A 21,066-nucleotide genomic window follows, 5' to 3' on the forward strand; every position below is an offset into this window, starting at 1 on the left:
GTCTAGGCGACGTGGCAGCGAATGCAAAGCCGTGGGAACAGGTTTCGTTGTGAAATGTTGCATTGCAATAGATTCTTCACGACCTGACTGTAGAGCGCGCGTCGAAAAGGGACCACGATGAGCCAACAATTGCAAATTTCGAGTGTGTTTTCAGTGATTGCGCTGGCAGCTCTGTGCATTGTGGCGTCAACCACCGGCGATTTTGGCGGCGCACAAACGAGCGCGCAAATCCTGGTGCAGGCCGAGCCTGTGCCCGGCCTGCCAAGCTAACTCACAAGCACCCAATCAATTGATCATCACGCTCGCAGCGCGGCGGTTTTCGGCCCATGCGCTCTCGTTCGAAGCGAGCGCAACCGGACGTTCCTTGCCATAGCTGACGATGCGGATGCGCTCGGCCGAGACGCCGAGGCTGACCAGATAGTTCTTGGCCGAATTGGCGCGGCGCTCGCCCAGAGCGAGGTTGTATTCGCGCGTGCCGCGTTCGTCGGCATGCCCTTCGACGGTGAAGGTCAGCTGCGGATAGCGCGCGAAATACTGCGCCTGGGCCTGCAACGCGGCAGCGTCGGAACTGTCGATGTTGAAGCGGTCGGTGTCGAAATAGATCACCGTCGAACCGCCAACAGCCGCCTGGAAATGCTCCTGCGAACCAATGGTGGGTCCCGAGGATGTCTGGGGCGCAGGAGTCGGTGTTGACGTCGGCACCGTATCGACTGGAAGCGGTGGCAGTTCCTCAGGTGGTTTCTTCGAGCAGGCCGCAATCGTTGCGGTGGAGGCAAGTAACAGGACAGTCGCAAGTGGCTTGTTCATAGTGCTCTTCCTTTCAAACAGGTCCTAATCGCGGATTGGGCCCCACGCTGGGTCCGAAGCATCGACAGGGGTAGGCAGGCGGCGTTCATTGCGGCCCGTCAGATCGACTTGCCAGAGCCCCGAACGACCCGAATTGCGCGTCGTGCGGAAGAACTGGATGATGCGACCATTCGGGGCCCATGTCGGCGCCTCATCCTGCCATCCGCTCGTCAGCACCTTAAGGTTACGCCCTGCCGGTGTCATCACCGCGACATTGAAGTCTCCGGCGATGCGCGTGAAGGCGATCTGGTCGCCGCGCGGGCTCCATTCGGGCGTTGCGCAGCGCCCGCCAAAAAAGGTGATGCGGCGTTGATTGCTGCCATCGGCATCCATCACATAGCATTGCTGCGAGCCGGAGCGGTCGCTTTCGAACACGATCCTGCTTCCGTCAGGTGAGTATGATCCGCCAATGTCGATGCCCGGCGCTGTGGTCAGGCGGGTGCTGCGTCCGCCGGTTACCGGCACGCGGTAGATATCGGTGTTGCCCGCAACCGCCATCGAATAGAGGATATAGCGCCCATCAGGCGACCAGCGCGGGGCGATCGTCGGATTGCTGTTCTCGGTCACGAGCGTCTGCGTGCCGCGGCCAATGTCGTAGACATAGATGCGCGGATTGCCGTCGACATAGGACAGATACAGGATTTTTGAATAATCAGGCGAGTAGCGCGGGGTAAGCGCGGTCGCACTGCCGAGCGTCAGGAAGCGGTGGTTCGCGCCGTCGCTGTCCATCACCGCGAGCCGCTTTACGCGCTTATCCTTTGGTCCTGTTTCCGCGATGTAAGCGATGCGGCTGTCGAAGAACGGGTCTTCACCGGTTAGCCGTGCGTAGATCAGATCGGAGCATTTATGCGCCGCGCGCCGCCAGTCTGCCGGGCGCACAACCCAGCCTTCGCGGATGAGTTCGTCCTGCAAGGCGACATCGTAGAGGTAGCAGCCAACGGTCAGCTTCCCGTCAGGACGCGCATTGGCGAAGCCGTGGACCAGCATCTCGGCTCCGCGCCCGCTCCAGCTGCCCCAGGAAGGCGCTCGCACCTGCGCAAAGCTAGGCTGCGGCAGGCTGTCAGGGCCAGTCGGCTTGAACAGGCCATTGTTGCGCAGGTTGGCGGTGATGACGCGGGCGACTTCGCGGCCCAGCGCGGCGGTGCCATTCGCATTGGCAGGCGTTGGCCGGTCGCTCTGCGTGGCGAAAGCCGGGATCGCGATGCCGAGGTCTTCCCAATCGCTTTCGTCTGTCGTCGACCCGGTCAACCCTCCTTCATCCGTAGGGCTTAGCTCAAATGCCGTTTCGACTTCACCGCCTTCGCCGACCGGCTCGCTAAGGTCTTGGCCCTGCGCCTGAGCCGGCGCAGCTATTGCGAGGGAAATCAATGCGAGAAATAGTCTCATCTCAAAGCCTTCTATCGAAACGCCACGCTGAAATATTCTTCCAAGCTTCATAATACTCATCAGGCAAATCAAATGGCGCGGCGAGTTGTACTGCACGAATTGCTATTTCGGCATGCCGAGCCTTTTGTGCCTCATTTGACGGTGTGACACCGGACTGCCTCACAACGCGGGGTCGCCCTTTCAATGATCCATCCTTGTTAAGCTTGAAAGCCAGGATCGTCACCAATTTCTCCGCGTCGGCTCCAGATGGCGCTTTGCCTTGCCAATGCGGCCGCAACTGACGCCCGATATCCTGAATTATTGAGGCCTTCGCACTTGCGCCGATCTGTGAGGCTGGAATTCGCGTCTCGTCCGTACGCGTAGAACCACCCTGACCCGGCAGGAAGTTTTCGCCAATCCGGCTCCCGCCTCGGTTCGTCGGGCGCGGTGACGGCGTTGCACGAGGCGTCGGCGGCGTGCGTCTGTTCTGGCGCGGCGTAGTGGTTGGCTGCGCCCGCGGAGTTGTTGTCGTGGTTCGCGGCGTCGGGGGCGGAGGAGTTTCGGGAGTGGCGTCGGGTACGATTTCGCTCGGTTGTGTCTCTGCATCGGGTGCAACCTCTTCGCCCAATGTGGGAGCGATGGCCGCTCGGCTATCAGGCACAGGGTCAGGAGCTGTGGCCTCCAGGCCGACCTCAGTTGCGAGATTCACCGTCATGCGCTCGGGCTCGGAAAACACGTCCTCGCGCGCCGGTTGAAGCAGCAAGAGCGCGACCACCGCCACGTGCAGAACCACCGCGACCGCGAGGCCGGCTGTGTCTTCACGTCTGATTGCGGCGCTTTCTCCCATCCTGTGCGCTGGCTATGGGGCCGTGCCTGAATCTGAGGTGACCAGCGAGATCGATGTGAAGCCCGCTCGGTTCAACTCACCGAGAACCGCCATCGTCCTGCCGTAATCGACCGCGCGGTCGCCTCGGAACACAATGATCGGAAGCTGCCCGTTTGCACCGCGATCGATCGCTGCCAGTGCCGCCGGGAAACCACCGACCGGCACCGCTTCGTTCTCTACGTAGATCACACCCTCGTCATCGACAGAAATGGTGATCTGTTCTGGCGTCTGCTCAACCGGGTTCGCGCGGCTGTCCGGCAGTTCGACCGGCACACCGACTGCGAGCAAAGGCGCGGTGACCATAAATATGATCAGCAGCACCAGCATCACATCGACGAACGGCGTGACGTTGATCTCCGCCATTGGAGCACGGCGGGAGCGACGCCCGGAGCGGGACGAGGTGAGCGAGGCCCCCATCAGGCTTTGTCCAGATCGCGGCTGAGACCGGCATGAACTTTGTCTGCAAAGCGCTGCAGCTTCGCCTCATAGCGGTTCACCCGGCCCGAAAAGCGGTTGTAGGCGATGACAGCTGGAATGGCGGCAAACAGGCCAATTGCCGTCGCGAACAGTGCCTCGGAAATGCCCGGAGCGACCACCGCAAGCGAAGAGCTTTCCTGCGCGCCGATCTGGAAGAAGCTGTTCATGATGCCCCACACCGTGCCGAACAGGCCCACAAACGGCGCGACCGATCCAGTGGTGGCGAGAAAGCCCAGCCTGTCCGAAAGCTCGTCGGCTTCATGCGCGACCTGACTTTCCATTGCAGCGTTGATCCGGTCTCGCGCAGCGCCCCGATCGATCGATGGCCCCGCCTTGGAGCGCTTCCACTCATCCAGCCCGGCGCTTGCGACCCGCGCTGAAGGAACTTCGCGGCGCAGCTGCTTGGTCAGCATAGCGTCGCGCTCATTGGTTTCCCAAAAGTCGGCTTCGTAGGTGCGCGAGCGCTTCTCCAGCCCGCCGATCCGCAGGCTAAAGGCGACGATGATGGTCCACACCCAAAGGCTGGCAAGGATCAGGCCGGCCATAACCGCCTGCACGACAATGTCGGCATCGAGAAACAGCTCAAGCGGATCGAGCCGGGTGGACGCAGCAGCGGTAAGCAATTCAAAAGGCATGAGTTCAGTTGTTCCCCTGATTCATGAATTCCTGGAATGAGGCACGCCATTCGGCCGGTTGGCGGCGCGGGCGACCTTCGGGCGTCAGAAACGCGGCGCGAACCTGCGCAGTGGCCAGTACTTCATCCCCCCGACGCGAAACCTGCTCCATCCGCACGCTTGCCGCCGCAAGCTCGTAGCAAGTGGTCTCGATCACGATGTCGTCGTCCAGCTTCGCCGGGATCAGATATTTGATGTTGATCTCGGTCACAGCATAGGCACCCTCGCCTGCTTCGATCGCAGCGCGCTGATCAATGTCGAGCATCCGCAAAAGGTCAGAGCGGGCCCGCTCAAACCAGCGCAGGTAGTTGGCGTGGTATGTGATTCCCGACAGGTCGGTATCCTCGTAATAGACCCGGACGGCATACAAGTGCCGCGAGCCGTCGAATACGCCGCCGGGAGGGTTCGGGTTAACCATCTTGACCGCCACTAGCGCAGCGCGGATTCGCTGCATAGCGTCGTTTTGATCCGCTCACCTGAACGGCGGCGAAACGAGTGCTTTTTGAGTCGATTAGCGAACTGTGCGCTCCCGCGAAGGCGGGAGCCTCCCGGAGGTTTGGCACTATGACGCGAAGAGATCCCCGCCTTCGCGGGGAATCACGAACTGGTTCATCGCTTCCAGATCATCGGGCCGAGTGGCTGCCCACCGAAGATATGCACGTGCAAATGCGGGACTTCCTGACCGCCATGCGCGCCGATATTGGCCATCAGGCGATACCCTGGCTCGACCAGCCCCTTCGCCCGCGCCACTTCGCCTACCGCGCGGATAAAGCCGCCGATTTCGGCGTCACTGGCCTTTGCGGAAAAGTCGTCCCAGCTGACATATTTGCCCTTCGGGATCACCAAGGTGTGCACCTCGGCCTGCGGATTGATGTCCTCGAACGCGAACGCCCATTCGTCCTCATAGACTTTGTTCGAGGGGATTTCCCCGCGCAGGATCTTGGCGAAGATGTTGTCGTCATCGTACGGCAACGTCGGATCGATCGGCATGGCTACTCGCTCCTGCTTGCTTTTTCATCGAGACCCGACAGACCCTCGCGCCGGTCCAGTTCCGCCAGTACATGGTCCAGCGACAAGCCTTTGGCATTCAGCAACACCAGCAGATGAAACAGCAGGTCGGCGCTCTCACCCACCAGCTCTTCATTGCTGCCGGAAACCGCTGCAATGACTGCTTCTGTCGCTTCTTCGCCCAGCTTCTGCGCCATTTTCGGCAGGCCCTTGGCATTGAGCTTGGCGACGTAGCTTTCATCGGGTGAGGCTGCGCGGCGCGCTGCGATTGTCAGTTCGAGGCGTTCAAGTGTACTCATGCCAGCGTATCTCGTTCAATCGCCGCGCGCTGGCAAGCCAGCCGCTCGCAGCGCTTCGTGGGCATCGTGGATCGAGTACTCGCCGAAGTGGAAGATCGAAGCGGCGAGCACCGCACTGGCATGACCCTTTGTCACACCCTCAACCAGGTGATCAAGGTTGCCAACGCCGCCGCTGGCAACCACCGGAATACTCACCGCATCAGCGATGGTCCGGGTTAGCTCCAGGTCATAGCCGGCCTTCGTCCCGTCACCGTCCATGCTGGTGACCAGCAATTCGCCCGCGCCCAATTCGGCGAGTCTAACCGCATGCTCGACCGCGTCGATTCCAGTGGGTTCGCGACCGCCATGGGTGAAAATCTGCCACCGCCCGTCAAAAGCCTCCGCTCGTGCTAAGCTTGTCGAAGTGCGGGCGGAGACCGACGCTCCCCCTTCGACAGGCTCAGGGTGAGCGGGAGGAGGAGTAATCCTTCTGGCATCGATGCTCGCGACAATGCACTGGCTGCCGAACTTCTCGGCAATATCACGCACGACTTCGGGGCGCTTCACCGCCGCTGAATTTACCGCGACCTTGTCGGCCCCTGCGAGCAGCAATGCCCGCGCGTCTTCGACCGACGCGACCCCGCCGCCAACGGTGACAGGCATGAAACACACCTCTGCCGTCCGCTTCACGATATCGAGCAATGTCCCGCGCCCCTCGTGTGTTGCGGAGATGTCGAGGAAGCACAGCTCATCCGCGCCCGCTTCATCATAAGCGCGCGCCTGCTCGACCGGGTCGCCTGCGTCTTTCAGATCGACGAAGTTGACGCCCTTAACCACGCGCCCATCGGCGACGTCGAGGCAGGGAATGACGCGGATGCGGACGGTCATAGTGTGCCCTCTGGGACTTGGATCACGATATCTGCCTCTGCCAGACATTCATCGCCAAGGCATTCGTCGCCCACAATGCTGAGTGCCGCAATCAAGCCGTAGGGCCAAAGAAACGAAACGAAAAACGCAACTGCCATGCCATAGACCAATCCGTTGGTCCCAAAGCGTGGCTCGACAAACCTCGCAATCAGCAGAGCGAGCGCGAGAAACACGACAACATTGACCATCGCGTATTCGATCGTGCCAACCGTGATGCCTGCGAGGAAGGTCAGGCCCAGGAAGAGGAAGCCTATCAGACGCATCAATTATTCCTGAGATACCAGCGAACTAAAAGGAACATTGCAAAACCTGCGGCGCCAATCACAAACGACCAGAAAACGACGTAGACTAAGAGTAGGAAGATCGCTCCTTCCATCTCTTTAGTCCTTTCCACCGATAGCAATCGCCGCAGCCAAATCGAGCTTGCCCTCATACAGCGCCCGCCCGGTAATCACCCCTTCGATGCCTTCATTCGCATGAAGCGAAAGAACGTGGATGTCATCGATCCCCTTCACCCCTCCGCTAGCGATCACAGGGAGATCGACCTGCCGCGCGAGCTCAACCGTCGCATCGATATTCACGCCCTTGAGCAGCCCGTCGCGGCCAATGTCGGTGAACAAAAGCGAGGCCACTCCGGCATCCTCGAACCGGCGGGCGAGATCGACTACGGGCACGTCAGAGACCTCGGCCCAGCCTTCGGTCGCGACCATGCCGTCCTTGGCATCGACCGCGACGACGATGCCGCCTTCCCATTCGCGGGCCATTTCCTTCACGAACTCGGGGTCCTTGAGCGCTGCCGAACCCATCACGACGCGCGACACGCCCAGGTTGAACCAGCCCTCGACGGCCTTCGCGTCTCGGATGCCGCCGCCCAGTTGCACATGGCCGGGAAAGCGTTCCACGATACCCTTCACCGCATCGACATTGCGGCCCTCGCCAGCAAAGCTGCCATCGAGATCGACCACATGCAGGTACTCCGCGCCTGCCTCGGCAAACATCATCGCCTGCGCCGCCGGGTCGTCGCCATAGATGGTGGCGCGGTCCATATCGCCCTCGGCCAACCGCACGACTTCGCCGCCTTTCAGGTCGATTGCAGGGAAGACGATCATGGCTGCCACTCCAGAAAACGGGACAGGGTAGCCAGACCAAAAGCCTGACTCTTCTCAGGGTGAAACTGAACACCCAGCACATTGTCGCGGGCGACCGCTGCGACCAGACCTTCGCCGTGATCGGTCATCGCTGCAATGTCGGACGGGTTCTCAGCGGTGAAGTGGTACGAGTGGAGGAAATATGCCTCGCCTTCGTCGATCACCGCGTGGTTCTTTGCATGCGGCAGCATTGCCACATCGTTCCAGCCCATATGCGGGACCTTGATCGCCGGATCGGTCGGATCGATCAGCCGGATTTCGCCCGGTATCCAGCCAAGGCCGGGCGTGCTGCCGTGCTCCAGGCCTCGGTCAGCAAGCAATTGCATGCCGACACAAATGCCAAGAAACGGCGCGCCGCCGACATGGACGCGCTCGGTCATCGCATCGACCATATGCGGGATGGCCTTGAGCCCCTCTGCGCACGCCTTGAACGAGCCAACACCCGGCAGCACGATCCGGTCGGCCGCGCGCACAACGTTGGGTTCAGCAGTAACGGTGACATTCGCCCCGACAGCCTTGAGCGCGTTGTGAACCGAATGCAGATTGCCCGCGCCGTAATCGACCAAAGCAGTGATTTCCGTCACAGCTATTGACCTCGGTCGCGTAGCGACCGCAAGCGCGACCGCGCGCGCGCAGCGGAGTCGAAGACGGCGCGGGGCGCCACCCGATCTTTGATCGCATGAGCGAGGATATCGCGCGCCCGGATGGGCGCGCGGAAACAAAAATGCCTAACCACCCAACTGCCCTTTAGTGCTCGGGATCGCCCCGCCTTTTCTTGGGTCGCGCTCAACCGCGATCCGCATCGCGCGGGCGAAGCCTTTGTAGAGGCTCTCGCAAATGTGGTGGTTGTTGGTGCCGTAGAGCAGCTCGCAATGCAGCGTCAGACCAGCCGTTTGTGCGACAGAATGGAACCAGTGCTCGATCAGCTCGGTGTCCCATTCGCCCAGCCGCTCCTGTGTGAAACCCGCTTTCCAAACGAAGAAGGGGCGACCAGAGATATCGAGCGCGACGCGCGACAATGTCTCGTCCATCGGTGAATAGGCGCTGCCATAGCGCCCGATCCCAGCCTTGTCGCCGAGCGCTTCGGACAGTGCCTGCCCCAGCGCAATTGCCGAATCTTCGGTCGTGTGATGCTGATCGACATGCAGGTCGCCGCGCACTTTCATGCTCACATCGATCAGCGAATGCTTCGAAAACTGTTCAACCATGTGATCGAGAAACCCGATCCCGGTCGAAACGTCATACGCGCCGGTGCCATCAAGATTGACCGCAATGGCTATCTCGGTCTCGGCGGTTTTGCGCTCGATTGTGCCGGTGCGCGGGGCAAATTCAGGGGCGTTCAGCATGCTCCGGGCTATAGGCGCGTCGGCGATCAACGCAAGCATCCGAGCGCAAGGATTTGGCGTCAATTTTGCCAACTCATCACGAAACGCTTGACCCGCGCGGCGCGCCTCGCCACGATTCAAACATCATGACCGATGATACCCCCGATAGCCTGATCCCGTATGACGAGATCGTCCAGGAAGCGCTGCGCGCAGTTGTAGGCCGCGTGCTCGGGGAGATCGAGCAGGGCGGCAGCGAACTGCCCGGCAACCATCACTTCTACATCACCTTCAAAACCGGCGCGCAGGGCGTGTCGATCCCGCCGCATCTGCGCGAACGGTTCCCGGACGAGATGACGATCGTGCTGCAGAACAAGTTCTGGGAGCTGGAAGTCCGCGAAGACGGATTTTCGGTCGGGCTTTCGTTCAACCAGATCCCGGCCAAGCTTTCGGTCCCCTTCGCGGCGATCACGGCCTTCGTCGATCCGGCGGTTGATTTCGGACTGCAATTCCAGGCTTCGGTCGCCGAAATGGCTCCCGAAGAACACGAAGACGCCGAAAACGATCTGATCGAGCAGGATGATCCTGAGGGCGATGGCACGGATGACGGCACCGGCGACGATGATGGCTCAAATGTCGTGACGGTCGATTTCGGACGTAAGAAGTAGTGCCGAGGGCACAGGATCGCTCACCCCGCCTGCGCGTTATCATGCCATGACCAAACGCCGCCCGGACCGTCTGACAAAGCAGCTTGCCAAGGCTTCCGAGGAAGATGCGCAGTCCGGCAACCTGACGATCCCCAGCCCCAATCCGGCAACCAACCTGCTGATTGCCGACATATTGGTGCGCGGCGCATCGACCATGTTTCGCCAGAACATCGAACAGCGCGTCGCCAAGGCAAGCGCCGACAATGAAGAGCAAGCGCAAGAGTTGCTCGACGGTCGCACGCTGCTGACCACGCTGGCTCTGTATGGCGCAAGCAAGCTGGCTACGAAGTCTCCCGTCGGGCTCGGCATCGTCGCTGGCGGGCTGGTGCTCAAGACGCTGTATGATCGCGGCAAGTCGGTCCAGCTTGGCCGCAAACGCTCCGAAACCGAGGAAGAGTGAGCCCCGGTTAACCGCCTGCCCTTGATTTTGCGCCCCGGTTTAAGGCAACGGACCGCATGGGCGACTACAAATCCACTGACAAACTGCACCGCCGCGGCCTCTTGTTCATCCTCTCCTCGCCGTCGGGAGCGGGCAAGACCACGCTTTCGCGCATGCTGCTTGAAGCCGATGGCGAGATCGCACTCTCCGTCTCCGCCACCACGCGCCCGCCGCGTCCCGGTGAGGAAGACGGCGTGCACTACCACTTCGTCTCCGATGCCGAGTTCGACCGGATGGTCGAGGAAGATGATTTCTACGAATGGGCCGAGGTGTTCGGCTATCGCTATGGCACGCCCAAGGGTGCGATCCGCAACGCCTTGAAGGAAGGGCAGGATTTCCTATTCGACATCGACTGGCAAGGCACGCAGCAGCTCTACCAAAAGGACCAGCAGGACGTTGTCAGCGTTTTCATCCTGCCGCCCAGCCTGCCCGAACTGCGCCGCCGCCTCGAAGCCCGCGCGCAGGACAGTGAAGACGTGATCGACAGCCGCATGGAACGCGCCCGCGCAGAGATCAGCCACTGGGCGGAATACGATTACGTCGTGATCAACGACAATGTCGACGAATGCTTCGACCGGGTGCGCGAAGTGCTCGACGCGGAGCGCATGCGGCGGACACGACAGACGGGGCTGATCCCATTTGTGCGGGAATTGATGGGGTAGGCACCAGGGGCGGCTTACGACCCAATTGCAGTCATTAAGCTAGCCCCGCTCAATTCCCGAATATGACCAGCGGTTCGAGCGCCTGCTTGGGTTTAACAATTCGCCTCATGTAGAGTTTCCCTCCGCTCAAAGCCGTGCCCAGATAGTCTGCGTCCCGATCGCCCAAAGGCGTGACTTGAAAATTTCGAAAGCCCGAAGCCAACGTCCGTGATTTGTTCAATTTGGACGTGCAAATAATCCTACGAGCGGAATTGAATTCGCGGATTGTGGCACCGTCATATGTGAAAAATTCGTTCACGACGCTGTCGGAACGCGGCAACAAGTGAATACTGGGCTTCGCATCTTGAAGTGGCGTGGTTTTGACCTGCACCTTATTCCAACTATTAGCTTCTTCGTATGAAGCCCATCCAAAGAAAAAGCCATCTTCGTCCGTAAAAACAAACATGGTCTTATCTAGATAGGGATCCATAACGTGGGCGCTGCCATAGTGACCGCCGGCATCCCAAGTGCTGGCGCCGGTATCGAGAACAATTCCTTGAAGGTAGACCCTGAAAATCAATCTTGAGCCCAATTTGCTGACGACACCACAGTTCTTAATTTTGTTGCATTCGACCGCAATTGGGATTTCTTCGGTAAGGTCCAATATTTTCAGCGTATCCCCCAAATAGGCCTTGTTCCACGGCGTAATCCAATGTGATCCATCGTTCACTGTGCCCAAAACGATGAGGCGCCCTCCATCGAAAGTGTTAAGAGCGGTGGCTCTCACGACAAACGGGCCGGTAGATAAATATTTCTGATTTAGCCTCTTTTCGCCCAATGGGTCGGTCAGGTGCCCCACGCCGCCAGAATTTGCGTTATTAAGCGCGAAGTAGAAATTGCCGTCGCTGAACGTGAACTCCATTTGATCTGCAATTTCGGTTGTATCGGAATAAACGACATCAACAATTTCCTGATCGGGATCCAGCAAATTGGGTTTGGGTGTTTTGGGTTTGCCGCTGGCAACATCGATGAGTTGAAATTTGCGACCTTCAAAAACCAGCGCTGTGTCGCGCTTGTTGTTTAGGGCGAAACGGGCGTTTTTTGTAAAGCCGGGCAGCTCTGTAACCCAGTCGTCAGTTCGATCTTTGCAAGAGCTGTGTTGTTTGTCGGGAGCGGCTTGTACCGCTTGCCGAAAACGCGTTTCGCTGGATTCTTGCGCTTGTGCCGCCGGAAACGCGAGGATTGCGCTTCCCAGAAGACCTGCGGTGATCCCAATGGCGTAACGCATTAGGAAGTTGCCTTGGACCATCTCAGATTCCTTTGTCCATTCTACTGGATCGCTGCCTGCCAAGCAAAGCAAGTGGAATGCTCTTGCTATCATTCCCTGCAAGAGCGGCAATAGCAGACAAGTTCGTATGGCGCATGAGGTAGATACCTCAACCTTATATAGTCGCATCTGCGCCTATGCGATGGTTGGAAAATTAGGGTACCTACCTAATCGCAAGGGCACGAGCATCGACCAAGTTGACTATTTGAAAGAGTGAATAGCTCGATACAAATTTTTGAAAGCATGGAGATAGTGCATGGAACGGTTTGACCTCATCGTTCGGAATAGGCTGGTTTGGCTTGGGCTTGGCATTGCAGCTCTTATGATAACGGTGATGTGGTGGCGTGGCTGGTTCATCGAACATGCATTTGGCGCTGAGCGCAATCAGGAGGAGCCAACTCCCCTTAATCCCAAAGGCTTTGGAGACGGTAATTTTGATAGTTTTCGAAGTATCGAAAGCCAAGCTCGGATCAATATTGCCGCAGGGGATCTGCGGCCGTTCATTTCGCACGGTTTTAATGAACCGATTCCGCATGGATTCTCTTGCGAATACAATTTCTACGATGATTCTCACAGTCTCGGGTTCTTTTCAGATATCGAGGGTGAAACCGAAACAGAACCTGCCATACCTTGGACCGATGCGGAGACTTATAACATCATTCTGTCAAAGGAACCGAAGTTCAAGGAGATCACTAATTGCGTGCCATATTCCTTCAACCGATGACTTGGTTTGATAGTGATCCTTCCGCTTCAGTGACCACGGAGCCTAAAGCAAGCCGTCCGCTTTCACCCCCAAATACAGATACAATCCCCTCTAAGTTGTCGCCCGCTTTTCCAGCTCCTCCAGCAATTCCTTCAGCTGATCCTCGATAATCGCACCGCTGTCGCCGCCGCCATAGTTCAGCGCGCCGCTTGAAAAGGTGGTGCCGAAGGTCTCGGCGAGCGTGTGCGTTTGCAGCACGCCGCTGGCGAAGTCGCGGGTGGTGAGGCTGTCGAGCGGATGGATAAAGGCTCCCCAGACGAGGCCTTGGCCGATGGCGTAGCGTGCATCGAGAGCCGTGTCGAAATTGGCTTGCATCAGGCGCTCCATCGCACCTTCGGGCAACCCGGCGACCTCGGCGATTGGCGTAATCACCCGCATCCGCCCGGCATTGGTGTCGGTCACCACCAGCATCATCCGCTCGTCGATCTGGAATTGCCAATTGTTGCCGGTTCGCTCGGCCTCGCCGTCGAGCGCGGTGATCACTTCGTTCATTTGGTCCAGCACTTCGAGCATCTCGGCCGGTGTCTCGGGGGCTTCGCTGTCCGGGGCTTCGCCTTCCGGCTCTTGCAAGTCGGAGAAATCGTCGGAGAGTTCTGGCGGCGGCGCGCGGTCCTCATCCTGCGCTGCCACAGAGATCGGGGAGGCGAGCGCCACCCCGGCAGCCAAAGCAAAAACGGGCAAGCGATGAGACGGCGTGCGGGACATGACAGAACTCCTGAAAAAGCGAGACGACAGAAGAGCTTCGCAGGCTAGCGGAGTAAAGTTACAGCGCCAACGCGGCGCGCGCTACGGTGTGAGAGGTTTTCCTACACGCCGGATTGCCGCTAGATTCCGCGCGGCTCTTTCAAATTTTCGATCCGCAAGCGCCAACGCGCGAACCGTTTCAGGTTGGAGAAGTGTCAACTTCGCCAGAGGGTTATATTTCTATTCTTCTTCAGATGCTTACCCTGAAAACAAGAGGGTGACAGAGTGTCAATTGTGTCAACTTCCTTCGCGCCTGCAAAACAAAAGGCCGCCAGATCGCTCTGACGGCCTCTCGAATTTCAGTGAGCGAAGCCCCTAGCCCGCCGGATCGTTGAACATGTTGGGCAGCGCGGCATTCACGACGCCGCCATCGACCGTCACTGTATCGCCGATCACGTAGTCGCCTGCGCGGCTGCACAGGTAGATCGCGGCCGCAGCCATATCTTCCTTGGTCCCGATCCGCTTGGCCGGGATCATCGAAGCGCTGGCATCCGGCGCGTTCTTCGCAGCCTTGTTCATTTCGCTGGCGAAAGCGCCGGGAGCGATCGAGGTGACAATGATGTTGTCCTGGATCAGGCGCGCCGCCATCCGCCGGGTCAGCTGGATCACACCAGCCTTGGACGCCTGATAAGCATAGGTTTCCCACGGATTGATCCGCTGCCCATCGATCGAGGATACATGGATCACCTTGGCCGGGTGATCACCCTTGCCCGCCGCGACCAGCAAATCGTGCAGCTTCTGCGTCAGGAAGAACGGAGTCTTGACGTTCAAGTCCATCGTCCGATGCCAACCTGCCTCGTTAAATTCGAGATATGGCTGGCCCCATGCCGCACCTGCATTGTTGATCAGGATGTCGAGCCTGTCCTCGCGCTTCGCCATCTCGTCGGCGAGCGACTGGATGCCGTCCATCTGGCTCAGGTCTGCGGGGATACCGATGACCTTATCCTCGCCAAATTCCGCAATGGTCTCCTGCATCTGATCGACCTTGCGTGCCGAGATGTAGACCCGCGCGCAGCCTGCCGCGAGGAGACCCTCGACGAACATCTTGCCGATGCCGCGCGAACCGCCCGTGACGAGCGCAATGCGGCCGTCGAGACCGAAGAGTGATTGAATGTCCATGTCAGTGTCCTCAGTATCCGCTCATTTCAGCGACGCGGTTGGCGTGGAAATAGGCATCGCCAAGGAACTCCTGAAGCGCGCGGTCACGCTTCATGTAAAGGCCGATATCGTATTCGTCGGTCATGCCAATGCCGCCATGCATTTGAACACCTTCCTTGACCGCAAGACCGGCGGTTCTGGAAACCTTGGCCTTGGCGACCGAACTCATCAATTCGGCTCGTTCGCTGCCACCATCGAGAAGTTGCTGGGTTTTGATGACGACCGCACGAGCGATCTCGACTTCGGAATAGAGGTGCGAAGCGCGGTGCTGGAGGCCCTGGAACTCCCCGATCAGCTTACCGAATTGCTTGCGCTGCTTGAGGTAATCGACGGTCATATCCATCGCACCGCGAGCAACACCGACACCTTCGGCAGCGGCACCGATCCGGCCTGCCGTGAGCATGGAGTTGAGCACTTCGCGCCCGCCATCGACTTCGCCGATCACAGCATCGCCGTCCAATTCTACGCCGTCGAACTTGGTGTGCGTGGCAACCGAGCTGTCCACGAGCCGTACCGCATCGTGGCTCATGTTTGCGGCGTCCTTCGGAACCGCGAACAGCGTAATGCCATCATCGTCATCATCCGCGCCGCTGGTACGGGCGGCAACGATCAGCATATCCGCGCTCGCGCCTTGGATCACAAAGCTCTTGGAGCCGGTCAGCTTGAAACCGTTGCCCGATTTCTCAGCCTTGGTCGTGATACGTTGCGGACGGTGTTTGGCGGTTTCATCGACCGCGACTGCGAATACGCTTTCGCCTTCGATCAGACCGGGCAGGTAGCGCCCTTTAAGATCGTTCGATCCGTGTTTGAGCGCGGTTGCCGCCAGAACGGACGAGGTCAGGAACGGCGAAGGCGTCAGATTGCGACCAATCTCTTCAAGCACGATCCCCGCTTCGACATGACCCATGCCAAGCCCGCCATCGTCCTCGCCCACCAGCATTCCGGTAAAGCCCATCTCAGCCATCTGCTTCCACAGGTCATGGCCAAATCCATCGGGGCAATCGCGGTCACGCCAATGGCGCAGCTGTTTCGCAATATTGCCTTCTTCGGCCATAAAACTGGTCGCGGTGTCCGCCAGCATTTGCTGATCGTCGTCGTGATAAAGGGGCATTGGAGTTCCTCTCCCGGAATTCAATTCGTCATCCCGGACTTGATCCGGGATCGTTGTTCAGTTTTGGAAACGATGGCGGGGCGGCCCCGGATCAAGTCCGGGGCGACGCCTTGTTTACGATCCCGGCAGGTCGAGAATGCGTTTCGAGATCACGTTGAGCATGACCTCGCTGGTTCCGCCTTCGATCGAGTTCGCTTTGGTCCGCAGCCAATTGCGCGACGGCTTGCCGCCTTCGGTCTCTTCGCTTTCCCATTCGAGACTGCGCGAACCGCCGGTTGCCATCATCAGTTCGTGGCGGCGCTTGTTCAGCTCGGTCCCGGCATATTTCATCATGTTCGGCTGCGCTGGATGCGCCTTGCCGACCTTGATTTCATCGAGGAACTTCTCGCCCATCGCGCCATAAGCCAGCGCATCGACATCGAACATCGCGAGTTCGGCGCGCAGTACGGGATCGAGCTCGTCGCCGTTCTTGGCCGCATGGCGCGACATGGCCGCACCGATAGCGCTGGTGCGATCGCCGCCGCCAGCGCCAGAGATCATCTCACGCTCATGGCCGAGCAAATACTTCGCCACGTCCCAGCCGCGATTGATCTCGCCGACATAGGCAGGAAGACCTTCGCCATAGCTCTTGGGCACCTTCACATTGTCCATGAAGGTTTCACAGAAGGGCGAATTGCCGCTGATCAGCTTGATCGGCTTGGTCGAGGCGCCTTCGCTCTCCATGTCGAACAGCATGAAGGTGATGCCCTGATACTTGTTCTCCTTGTCCGTGCGGACAAGGCAGAAAATCCAATCGCACTGATCGGCGTAGGAGGTCCAGACCTTCTGGCCGTTGACGACCCAGTGATCGCCCTTGTCTTCGCCAAATGTCTGCAAGCTGACAAGATCGCTGCCCGAACCCGGTTCTGAATAGCCCTGACACCAGCGGATCTCACCGCGGGCGATCTGGCCAAGGAAGTGCACTTTCTGCTCTTCCGTACCGAAATGCAGCAAAGCTGGGCCAAGCATCCAGATGCCGAACGAGCTGAGCGGTGGACGCGCATTGATGCGGCTCATCTCCTGACGCAGCACCTTGGCTTCGGCAGGGTTCAGACCAGCGCCGCCATATTCCTTGGGCCATGCCGGAACGGTGTAGCCTTTGGCGAGGCATGCCTCGAACCACGCCTTTTGCGCGTCGTTCTTGAACTCAGCACGGCGACCGCCCCAATAGACGTCTTCTTCGTCACGCACGGGCTCGCGCATTTCGGCCGGGCAATTTACCTCAAGCCATGCGCGCGTCTCAGTACGGAATGTTTCCAGATCGGACATGGTGCCGACTCCTCTCTCAATAAGCTCCCACTTGACGCTAACGTTATGGTGATTTGCCCGGTGCCTGCAAGCACGGAAATGGGAGGTGCGCATGCCGTAGCGTCAGCCGGTTTACGTTGACGCACCCGTCAGTCCGCTTAGGTTGCAAATCGGGATTGAGAGAGGAAATGCTTGATGCGATTCTCTGGAAAGGTCGCTGTCGTCACGGGCGCAGCGTCGGGAATTGGGGCGGCCAGTGCACGGCTATTGGCGAGCGAAGGCGCGATCGTTTTTGCCAGCGATATTGATGATGAAGGCGGGCAAAAGCTCGCCTCCGAAAGCGATGGCGACATTCGTTTCAAGCATTGCGATGTCAGCGATCCCGCTTCGATCAAAGCGCTTATGGACGACGCCGCAGCAGAAGCGGGCGGCATCGACATTGTGCTCAACAACGCCGCTGCTGGCGGTGCACGACCTCCAATCGACGAGATCGAACCTGCCGAATGGGACGGGACGATGGACCTTGTGCTGCGTTCGGTCGCATTCGGCATTCGCTACGCCGCGCCGCATATGAAACAGCGCCCTGGCGCAAGCATCGTCAACATCTCTAGCGTCGCGGCAGTTGGCCCCGGATATTCACCAACGGCCTATGCCGTCGCGAAAGCTGGCGTACTGCATCTCACGAAATGCACGGCAACCGATCTCGCGCAGTTCGGAATTCGGGTAAATGCCATCCAGCCCGGCTTCATCAACACCAACATCTTCACTTCGTCGCTCGAGATTCCTGATGAGATGAAGAGCACCGCCAACGCGGCCATCGCGCAGATTTCCTCTAACACACAGCCGATCCGACGCGGCGGACAGCCGCAGGATATTGCCGAAGCCTTTGCCTATCTAGCGAGCGATGCCGCCAGCTTCGTCACCGGCACATCCATACTGGTGGATGGCGGGCTTACGGTCGGCCCCCGGCACAGCTGGGACCCGGAAGAACAAGGCATCCTGAGCGCGCTTGAATCTATGGAAGAGCAGGCGCGCGCTGCAGCGCGAACAGACGCCCAAACGAGCGGGGCGAACGCCGAATGAGCCGCATTCAGGGCAAGCTGCCGCTCAAGCTCAAACTGATCCATGGTTTCGGTGCAGTCGCCTTTGGCGTGAAAGACACCGGCTTCCAGTTTTTCCTGTTGTTCTTTTACAGTCAGGTGATGGGCATGGATGCGGGACTTGTCAGCCTCGCTCTGCTGTGCGCGCTTCTGATCGATGCAGTTGTTGATCCGATCCTCGGCAATCTCTCTGACCGGACCTACACTAAATGGGGCAGACGCTTGCCTTGGCTCTATGCAGCGCCAATTCCGCTTGCGATTGCATGGGTGATAATGTGGTCTCCACCGGGCGGCGAGGCGCCCACATTTCTAGGTTTACTGGGAATTGCGGTGGTCGTTCGCATTCTGCTGTCGGCCTGCGAAGTGCCATCAATCTCTCTGCTCCCCGAAATCACAAGCGACTATGACGAGCGGACGACCCTGTTCCGGTTCCGCTATATTTCCGGATGGCTTGGCGGCATATTGATGATGGTGCTTGCTTACACCGTGTTCATGGCGGGTGAGGACGGCCTGCTGAACAGGGAAGGCTACAGGGCATGGGCAGTAACCGGCGGCTGCCTGATTGTGCTGTCTGTGATGGGATCGGCCTGGGGTCAGCACAAGCTGGTTGCTCACCTCCCGGAAACAAAACCTGCGCCATTCACGATAAAGGCCTGTTTCGAGGAAATCTTCGAGGCATTCAGGGAGCGGGCTTTTCTGATCTTCGCTGCAGGCGGACTTGCGGCCTATATCAATCAAGGCCTGACTTTCTCGCTCACCAATTATCTAACGCTGTATGTCTGGCGCCTGGATACCGCGCAAATGCCCTTGCTGCCCGAAGGAGTGACTGCGCTGAGCCTTTATCCGCTCGCACTTTTCCTGTCAGCGATCCTGATGTTCTTTGTGGTCGGGCCGATGCACAAACATTTGGGAAAACCCAGAAGCGCGGCGCTTTCCGCGATTGGGACAATCATCTTCACGCTCGTTCCATACATGGCGCTTTATGCGGGGATCTGGCCACCGCTGAACACTGCCGTTTCTGGTCTTATGCTCCTTGGCTTGCTGATAATTGGCAACACGCTCGGGATCGTTGTGTTGATTTCGGCAAGCTCGATGATCGCGGAAATCGTCGAAGCCTATCTTGAGCGCACAGGCAGACGTGCAGAAGGCGCATTCTATTCGGGCAATTGGTTGATCCAGAAATGCGCGACCGGGCTTGGCATTTTCCTGACTGGTCAGGTCTTGTCCTTCATCAGTTTTTCGCGCGATGCCGCCCCCGGTGAAGTGCCTGAGGCAACTATCGGCAGCCTGATCCTGTTTTATGCGCTTGCAACATCAATGCTTATGGCAATCGCAGCATTCTGGCTGGCCCGCTTCCCGATCGATCGCGAGCAACACGAGGCCAGGGTTAGCGCTTTGACCGCCGCGAAGAGTTGAGCTGACAGGCATAAATGAGAGCTTGGCGCAGGTGGCACGCTCTGCCACGGTCTGCGCAACAGATTCGATTGCATTTCAGGACTTGAGAGAGGAACTCCCCCATGGATTTTGAACCCACCGAGCGCCAAGCCTATTGGCGCGACCGCGTGCGCGACTTCATCGAAACGCATGTCCGCCCGAACATAGGCACCTATTACGAACAGGATGCCGAAGGTGATCGCTGGAAAGTCATCCAGATCATCGAGGACAAGAAGAAGCTGGCGAAGGAAGCCGGCATCTGGAACCTGTTTATGCCCCCGCGCAATGACAGCCACCACCATGTCGACGACACATTCGAATTCGACGGCCCCGGCCTGACAAACCTCGAATACGCGCTCTGCGCCGAGGAAATGGGCCGCATCGGCTGGGCCAGCGAAGTCTTCAACTGCTCCGCACCCGACACCGGCAATATGGAAGTGTTCCACCGCTACGGCACGCGCGAGCAGAAGGAAGAGTGGCTCAACCCGATCATGAATGGTGAGATTCGCTCCGCCTTCCTGATGACCGAACCGTTCACCGCTTCGTCTGACGCGACCAATATCGAAACCCGCATCGAGCGGGATGGCGACGAGTACGTCATCAATGGCCGCAAATGGTGGTCTTCGGGTCTCGGCGATCCGCGCTGCAAAGTGTCGATTGTGATGGGCAAGACCGATTTCGAAGCCAAGCGCCATGCGCAGCAATCAATGGTGCTGATGCCCAACGATGCGCCGGGCGTGAACATCATCCGTCACCTGCCCGTGTTCGGCTACGACGATGCGCCCCACGGCCATATGGAAGTCGAGATGAAGGACGTTCGCGTCCCTGTCTCCAACATGCTGCTGGGCGAAGGACGCGGTTTCGAGATCGCACAGGGTCGCCTCGGCCCAGGCCGGATCCACCACTGCATGCGCACCATCGGCGTTGCCGAAGAAGCGCTGGAGAAGATGTGCAAGCGCCTGCAAGAACGCGAAGCCTTCGGCAAGCCGATCTACAAGCATTCGGTTTGGGAAGAGCGCGTTGCCCGTGCCCGCATCGATATCGACATGACCCGTCTGCTGTGCCTGAAAGCGGCCGATATGATGGACAAGGTCGGCAACAAATCTGCCAAGCAGGAAATCGCGATGATCAAGGTTCAGGCGCCGAACATGGCCCTGAAAATCATCGACGATGCGATCCAGGCCCATGGCGGCGGCGGCGTTTCGAACGATTACGGCCTCGCCAGCGCCTATGCGCACCAGCGCACTTTGCGCCTCGCCGATGGTCCGGACGAAGTCCACGCCCGCTCAATCGCGCGCATGGAATTCGGCAAGCACATCCCGCAGGAAGGGCCAACAGCCAACGCCCTTCGCGGCGGAGCGGGTGGCGCGGCCAATGACGGCGGAGCGTTCAGTTCCGGCGACATGGGCGTAGCGCGCTAAACA

The 21,066-nt window shown here is 59.0% G+C and carries 26 protein-coding genes; 8 read left to right on the plus strand and 18 right to left on the minus strand.

The window, feature by feature from the left end; all coding sequences use genetic code 11:
* Nucleotides 1-117 precede the first annotated feature (117 nt).
* Nucleotides 118-270: a hypothetical protein gene (locus tag Q0837_RS11315; RefSeq protein ID WP_298469016.1), complete on the plus strand. Its 153-nt coding sequence runs from the start codon at nucleotides 118-120 to the stop codon at nucleotides 268-270.
* A 15-nt stretch (nucleotides 271-285) separates the two neighbouring features.
* Here the strand turns inward: Q0837_RS11315 and pal are convergent, their stop codons facing one another.
* From pal to hisB, 13 genes are all read right to left on the minus strand, one after another.
* A complete protein-coding gene (gene pal, locus Q0837_RS11320; RefSeq protein ID WP_298469019.1) occupies nucleotides 286-807 on the minus strand; it encodes a peptidoglycan-associated lipoprotein Pal in 522 nt (173 codons plus the stop codon).
* A 24-nt stretch (nucleotides 808-831) separates the two neighbouring features.
* The gene (tolB, locus tag Q0837_RS11325) at nucleotides 832-2,232 is read right to left on the minus strand and encodes a Tol-Pal system beta propeller repeat protein TolB (RefSeq protein ID WP_298469022.1); all 1,401 of its coding nucleotides are present in this window, start codon (nucleotides 2,230-2,232) and stop codon (nucleotides 832-834) included.
* 1 nt (nucleotide 2,233) lies between these two features.
* Nucleotides 2,234-3,058 carry an energy transducer TonB gene (locus Q0837_RS11330; RefSeq protein ID WP_298469024.1) on the minus strand — a complete coding sequence of 275 codons (825 nt, stop codon included), beginning with the start codon at nucleotides 3,056-3,058 and terminating at the stop codon, nucleotides 2,234-2,236.
* A 12-nt stretch (nucleotides 3,059-3,070) separates the two neighbouring features.
* Nucleotides 3,071-3,460: a biopolymer transporter ExbD gene (locus tag Q0837_RS11335; protein ID WP_298469027.1), complete on the minus strand. Its 390-nt coding sequence runs from the start codon at nucleotides 3,458-3,460 to the stop codon at nucleotides 3,071-3,073.
* 53 nt (nucleotides 3,461-3,513) lie between these two features.
* The gene (tolQ, locus tag Q0837_RS11340; protein ID WP_298469030.1) at nucleotides 3,514-4,209 is read right to left on the minus strand and encodes a protein TolQ; all 696 of its coding nucleotides are present in this window, start codon (nucleotides 4,207-4,209) and stop codon (nucleotides 3,514-3,516) included.
* Between the two features lie 4 nt (nucleotides 4,210-4,213).
* Nucleotides 4,214-4,666, minus strand: coding sequence for a YbgC/FadM family acyl-CoA thioesterase (locus Q0837_RS11345; protein ID WP_298469889.1), 453 nt, complete (start codon nucleotides 4,664-4,666; stop codon nucleotides 4,214-4,216).
* Between the two features lie 191 nt (nucleotides 4,667-4,857).
* Nucleotides 4,858-5,238: a histidine triad nucleotide-binding protein gene (locus Q0837_RS11350; protein ID WP_298469032.1), complete on the minus strand. Its 381-nt coding sequence runs from the start codon at nucleotides 5,236-5,238 to the stop codon at nucleotides 4,858-4,860.
* A 2-nt stretch (nucleotides 5,239-5,240) separates the two neighbouring features.
* Nucleotides 5,241-5,555 carry a phosphoribosyl-ATP diphosphatase gene (locus Q0837_RS11355; RefSeq protein WP_298469034.1) on the minus strand — a complete coding sequence of 105 codons (315 nt, stop codon included), beginning with the start codon at nucleotides 5,553-5,555 and terminating at the stop codon, nucleotides 5,241-5,243.
* Nucleotides 5,556-5,570: 15 nt separating this feature from the next.
* Entirely contained in the window at nucleotides 5,571-6,422 is an 852-nt protein-coding gene (gene hisF / locus Q0837_RS11360) for an imidazole glycerol phosphate synthase subunit HisF (RefSeq protein WP_298469037.1), read from the minus strand.
* Nucleotides 6,419-6,724, minus strand: a complete 306-nt coding sequence (locus Q0837_RS11365) for a hypothetical protein (protein WP_298469040.1) — start codon at nucleotides 6,722-6,724, stop codon at nucleotides 6,419-6,421. The genes hisF and Q0837_RS11365 overlap by 4 nt, the downstream gene beginning before the upstream one ends.
* A gap of 117 nt (nucleotides 6,725-6,841) precedes the next feature.
* Nucleotides 6,842-7,570: a 1-(5-phosphoribosyl)-5-[(5-phosphoribosylamino)methylideneamino]imidazole-4-carboxamide isomerase gene (gene hisA, locus Q0837_RS11370; protein ID WP_298469043.1), complete on the minus strand. Its 729-nt coding sequence runs from the start codon at nucleotides 7,568-7,570 to the stop codon at nucleotides 6,842-6,844.
* A complete protein-coding gene (hisH, locus tag Q0837_RS11375; protein ID WP_298469046.1) occupies nucleotides 7,567-8,193 on the minus strand; it encodes an imidazole glycerol phosphate synthase subunit HisH in 627 nt (208 codons plus the stop codon). The genes hisA and hisH overlap by 4 nt, the downstream gene beginning before the upstream one ends.
* A 144-nt stretch (nucleotides 8,194-8,337) precedes the next feature.
* Nucleotides 8,338-8,955: an imidazoleglycerol-phosphate dehydratase HisB gene (gene hisB / locus Q0837_RS11380; protein ID WP_298469048.1), complete on the minus strand. Its 618-nt coding sequence runs from the start codon at nucleotides 8,953-8,955 to the stop codon at nucleotides 8,338-8,340.
* A 125-nt stretch (nucleotides 8,956-9,080) separates the two neighbouring features.
* Between hisB and Q0837_RS11385 the strand changes: the two genes are divergently transcribed.
* Genes Q0837_RS11385 through gmk form a run of 3 tightly spaced genes read left to right on the plus strand, consistent with a single transcriptional unit; the run spans nucleotide 9,081 to nucleotide 10,739 of the window.
* Complete coding sequence (locus Q0837_RS11385; RefSeq protein ID WP_298469051.1) at nucleotides 9,081-9,599, plus strand: SspB family protein; 519 nt, start codon at nucleotides 9,081-9,083, stop codon at nucleotides 9,597-9,599.
* A gap of 46 nt (nucleotides 9,600-9,645) precedes the next feature.
* Nucleotides 9,646-10,038 (plus strand): hypothetical protein, encoded by a 393-nt coding sequence (locus Q0837_RS11390; protein ID WP_298469053.1) that lies wholly within the window; start codon nucleotides 9,646-9,648, stop codon nucleotides 10,036-10,038.
* 56 nt (nucleotides 10,039-10,094) lie between these two features.
* Nucleotides 10,095-10,739 (plus strand): guanylate kinase, encoded by a 645-nt coding sequence (gene gmk, locus Q0837_RS11395; protein ID WP_298469056.1) that lies wholly within the window; start codon nucleotides 10,095-10,097, stop codon nucleotides 10,737-10,739.
* 49 nt (nucleotides 10,740-10,788) lie between these two features.
* Here the strand turns inward: gmk and Q0837_RS11400 are convergent, their stop codons facing one another.
* Complete coding sequence (locus tag Q0837_RS11400) at nucleotides 10,789-12,006, minus strand: hypothetical protein (RefSeq protein WP_298469058.1); 1,218 nt, start codon at nucleotides 12,004-12,006, stop codon at nucleotides 10,789-10,791.
* A 295-nt stretch (nucleotides 12,007-12,301) separates the two neighbouring features.
* On the opposite strand from Q0837_RS11400, the gene Q0837_RS11405 reads away from it, so the two are divergent.
* Nucleotides 12,302-12,769, plus strand: a complete 468-nt coding sequence (locus tag Q0837_RS11405) for a hypothetical protein (RefSeq protein WP_298469061.1) — start codon at nucleotides 12,302-12,304, stop codon at nucleotides 12,767-12,769.
* 90 nt (nucleotides 12,770-12,859) lie between these two features.
* Here Q0837_RS11405 and Q0837_RS11410 read toward each other — a convergent pair whose 3' ends face one another.
* From Q0837_RS11410 to Q0837_RS11425, 4 genes are all read right to left on the minus strand, one after another.
* On the minus strand, nucleotides 12,860-13,513 hold the full coding sequence (locus tag Q0837_RS11410; protein ID WP_298469064.1) for a hypothetical protein: 654 nt from the start codon (nucleotides 13,511-13,513) through the stop codon (nucleotides 12,860-12,862).
* A 354-nt stretch (nucleotides 13,514-13,867) separates the two neighbouring features.
* Nucleotides 13,868-14,671 carry an SDR family oxidoreductase gene (locus Q0837_RS11415; RefSeq protein WP_298469067.1) on the minus strand — a complete coding sequence of 268 codons (804 nt, stop codon included), beginning with the start codon at nucleotides 14,669-14,671 and terminating at the stop codon, nucleotides 13,868-13,870.
* A gap of 10 nt (nucleotides 14,672-14,681) precedes the next feature.
* A complete protein-coding gene (locus Q0837_RS11420) occupies nucleotides 14,682-15,821 on the minus strand; it encodes an acyl-CoA dehydrogenase family protein (RefSeq protein ID WP_298469070.1) in 1,140 nt (379 codons plus the stop codon).
* 114 nt (nucleotides 15,822-15,935) lie between these two features.
* Nucleotides 15,936-17,129, minus strand: coding sequence for an acyl-CoA dehydrogenase family protein (locus Q0837_RS11425; RefSeq protein ID WP_298469074.1), 1,194 nt, complete (start codon nucleotides 17,127-17,129; stop codon nucleotides 15,936-15,938).
* Nucleotides 17,130-17,303: 174 nt separating this feature from the next.
* On the opposite strand from Q0837_RS11425, the gene Q0837_RS11430 reads away from it, so the two are divergent.
* The 3 genes from Q0837_RS11430 to Q0837_RS11440 all read left to right on the plus strand — a co-directional run bounded on the left by Q0837_RS11430 (nucleotide 17,304) and on the right by Q0837_RS11440 (nucleotide 21,063).
* Complete coding sequence (locus tag Q0837_RS11430; protein ID WP_298469077.1) at nucleotides 17,304-18,191, plus strand: SDR family NAD(P)-dependent oxidoreductase; 888 nt, start codon at nucleotides 17,304-17,306, stop codon at nucleotides 18,189-18,191.
* Nucleotides 18,188-19,624 carry an MFS transporter gene (locus tag Q0837_RS11435; RefSeq protein WP_298469079.1) on the plus strand — a complete coding sequence of 479 codons (1,437 nt, stop codon included), beginning with the start codon at nucleotides 18,188-18,190 and terminating at the stop codon, nucleotides 19,622-19,624. The genes Q0837_RS11430 and Q0837_RS11435 overlap by 4 nt, the downstream gene beginning before the upstream one ends.
* Nucleotides 19,625-19,725: 101 nt before the next feature.
* Nucleotides 19,726-21,063 (plus strand): acyl-CoA dehydrogenase family protein, encoded by a 1,338-nt coding sequence (locus Q0837_RS11440; RefSeq protein WP_298469082.1) that lies wholly within the window; start codon nucleotides 19,726-19,728, stop codon nucleotides 21,061-21,063.
* The last annotated feature ends 3 nt before the right edge of the window (nucleotides 21,064-21,066 follow it).

The organism is uncultured Erythrobacter sp., assembly GCF_947499705.1.
Classification (GTDB): Bacteria; Pseudomonadota; Alphaproteobacteria; order Sphingomonadales; family Sphingomonadaceae; genus Erythrobacter.

Coding starts and splice junctions, on each gene's coding strand:
- Q0837_RS11315 (WP_298469016.1), top strand. CDS start 118: ATGAGCCAACAATTGCAAATTTCGAGTGTGTTTTCAGTGATTGCGCTG.
- pal (WP_298469019.1), bottom strand. CDS start 807: ATGAACAAGCCACTTGCGACTGTCCTGTTACTTGCCTCCACCGCAACG.
- tolB (WP_298469022.1), bottom strand. CDS start 2,232: ATGAGACTATTTCTCGCATTGATTTCCCTCGCAATAGCTGCGCCGGCT.
- Q0837_RS11330 (WP_298469024.1), bottom strand. CDS start 3,058: ATGGGAGAAAGCGCCGCAATCAGACGTGAAGACACAGCCGGCCTCGCG.
- Q0837_RS11335 (WP_298469027.1), bottom strand. CDS start 3,460: ATGGCGGAGATCAACGTCACGCCGTTCGTCGATGTGATGCTGGTGCTG.
- tolQ (WP_298469030.1), bottom strand. CDS start 4,209: ATGCCTTTTGAATTGCTTACCGCTGCTGCGTCCACCCGGCTCGATCCG.
- Q0837_RS11345 (WP_298469889.1), bottom strand. CDS start 4,666: ATGGTTAACCCGAACCCTCCCGGCGGCGTATTCGACGGCTCGCGGCAC.
- Q0837_RS11350 (WP_298469032.1), bottom strand. CDS start 5,238: ATGCCGATCGATCCGACGTTGCCGTACGATGACGACAACATCTTCGCC.
- Q0837_RS11355 (WP_298469034.1), bottom strand. CDS start 5,555: ATGAGTACACTTGAACGCCTCGAACTGACAATCGCAGCGCGCCGCGCA.
- hisF (WP_298469037.1), bottom strand. CDS start 6,422: ATGACCGTCCGCATCCGCGTCATTCCCTGCCTCGACGTCGCCGATGGG.
- Q0837_RS11365 (WP_298469040.1), bottom strand. CDS start 6,724: ATGCGTCTGATAGGCTTCCTCTTCCTGGGCCTGACCTTCCTCGCAGGC.
- hisA (WP_298469043.1), bottom strand. CDS start 7,570: ATGATCGTCTTCCCTGCAATCGACCTGAAAGGCGGCGAAGTCGTGCGG.
- hisB (WP_298469048.1), bottom strand. CDS start 8,955: ATGCTGAACGCCCCTGAATTTGCCCCGCGCACCGGCACAATCGAGCGC.
- Q0837_RS11385 (WP_298469051.1), top strand. CDS start 9,081: ATGACCGATGATACCCCCGATAGCCTGATCCCGTATGACGAGATCGTC.
- Q0837_RS11390 (WP_298469053.1), top strand. CDS start 9,646: ATGACCAAACGCCGCCCGGACCGTCTGACAAAGCAGCTTGCCAAGGCT.
- gmk (WP_298469056.1), top strand. CDS start 10,095: ATGGGCGACTACAAATCCACTGACAAACTGCACCGCCGCGGCCTCTTG.
- Q0837_RS11400 (WP_298469058.1), bottom strand. CDS start 12,006: ATGCGTTACGCCATTGGGATCACCGCAGGTCTTCTGGGAAGCGCAATC.
- Q0837_RS11405 (WP_298469061.1), top strand. CDS start 12,302: ATGGAACGGTTTGACCTCATCGTTCGGAATAGGCTGGTTTGGCTTGGG.
- Q0837_RS11410 (WP_298469064.1), bottom strand. CDS start 13,513: ATGTCCCGCACGCCGTCTCATCGCTTGCCCGTTTTTGCTTTGGCTGCC.
- Q0837_RS11415 (WP_298469067.1), bottom strand. CDS start 14,671: ATGGACATTCAATCACTCTTCGGTCTCGACGGCCGCATTGCGCTCGTC.
- Q0837_RS11420 (WP_298469070.1), bottom strand. CDS start 15,821: ATGCCCCTTTATCACGACGACGATCAGCAAATGCTGGCGGACACCGCG.
- Q0837_RS11425 (WP_298469074.1), bottom strand. CDS start 17,129: ATGTCCGATCTGGAAACATTCCGTACTGAGACGCGCGCATGGCTTGAG.
- Q0837_RS11430 (WP_298469077.1), top strand. CDS start 17,304: ATGCGATTCTCTGGAAAGGTCGCTGTCGTCACGGGCGCAGCGTCGGGA.
- Q0837_RS11435 (WP_298469079.1), top strand. CDS start 18,188: ATGAGCCGCATTCAGGGCAAGCTGCCGCTCAAGCTCAAACTGATCCAT.
- Q0837_RS11440 (WP_298469082.1), top strand. CDS start 19,726: ATGGATTTTGAACCCACCGAGCGCCAAGCCTATTGGCGCGACCGCGTG.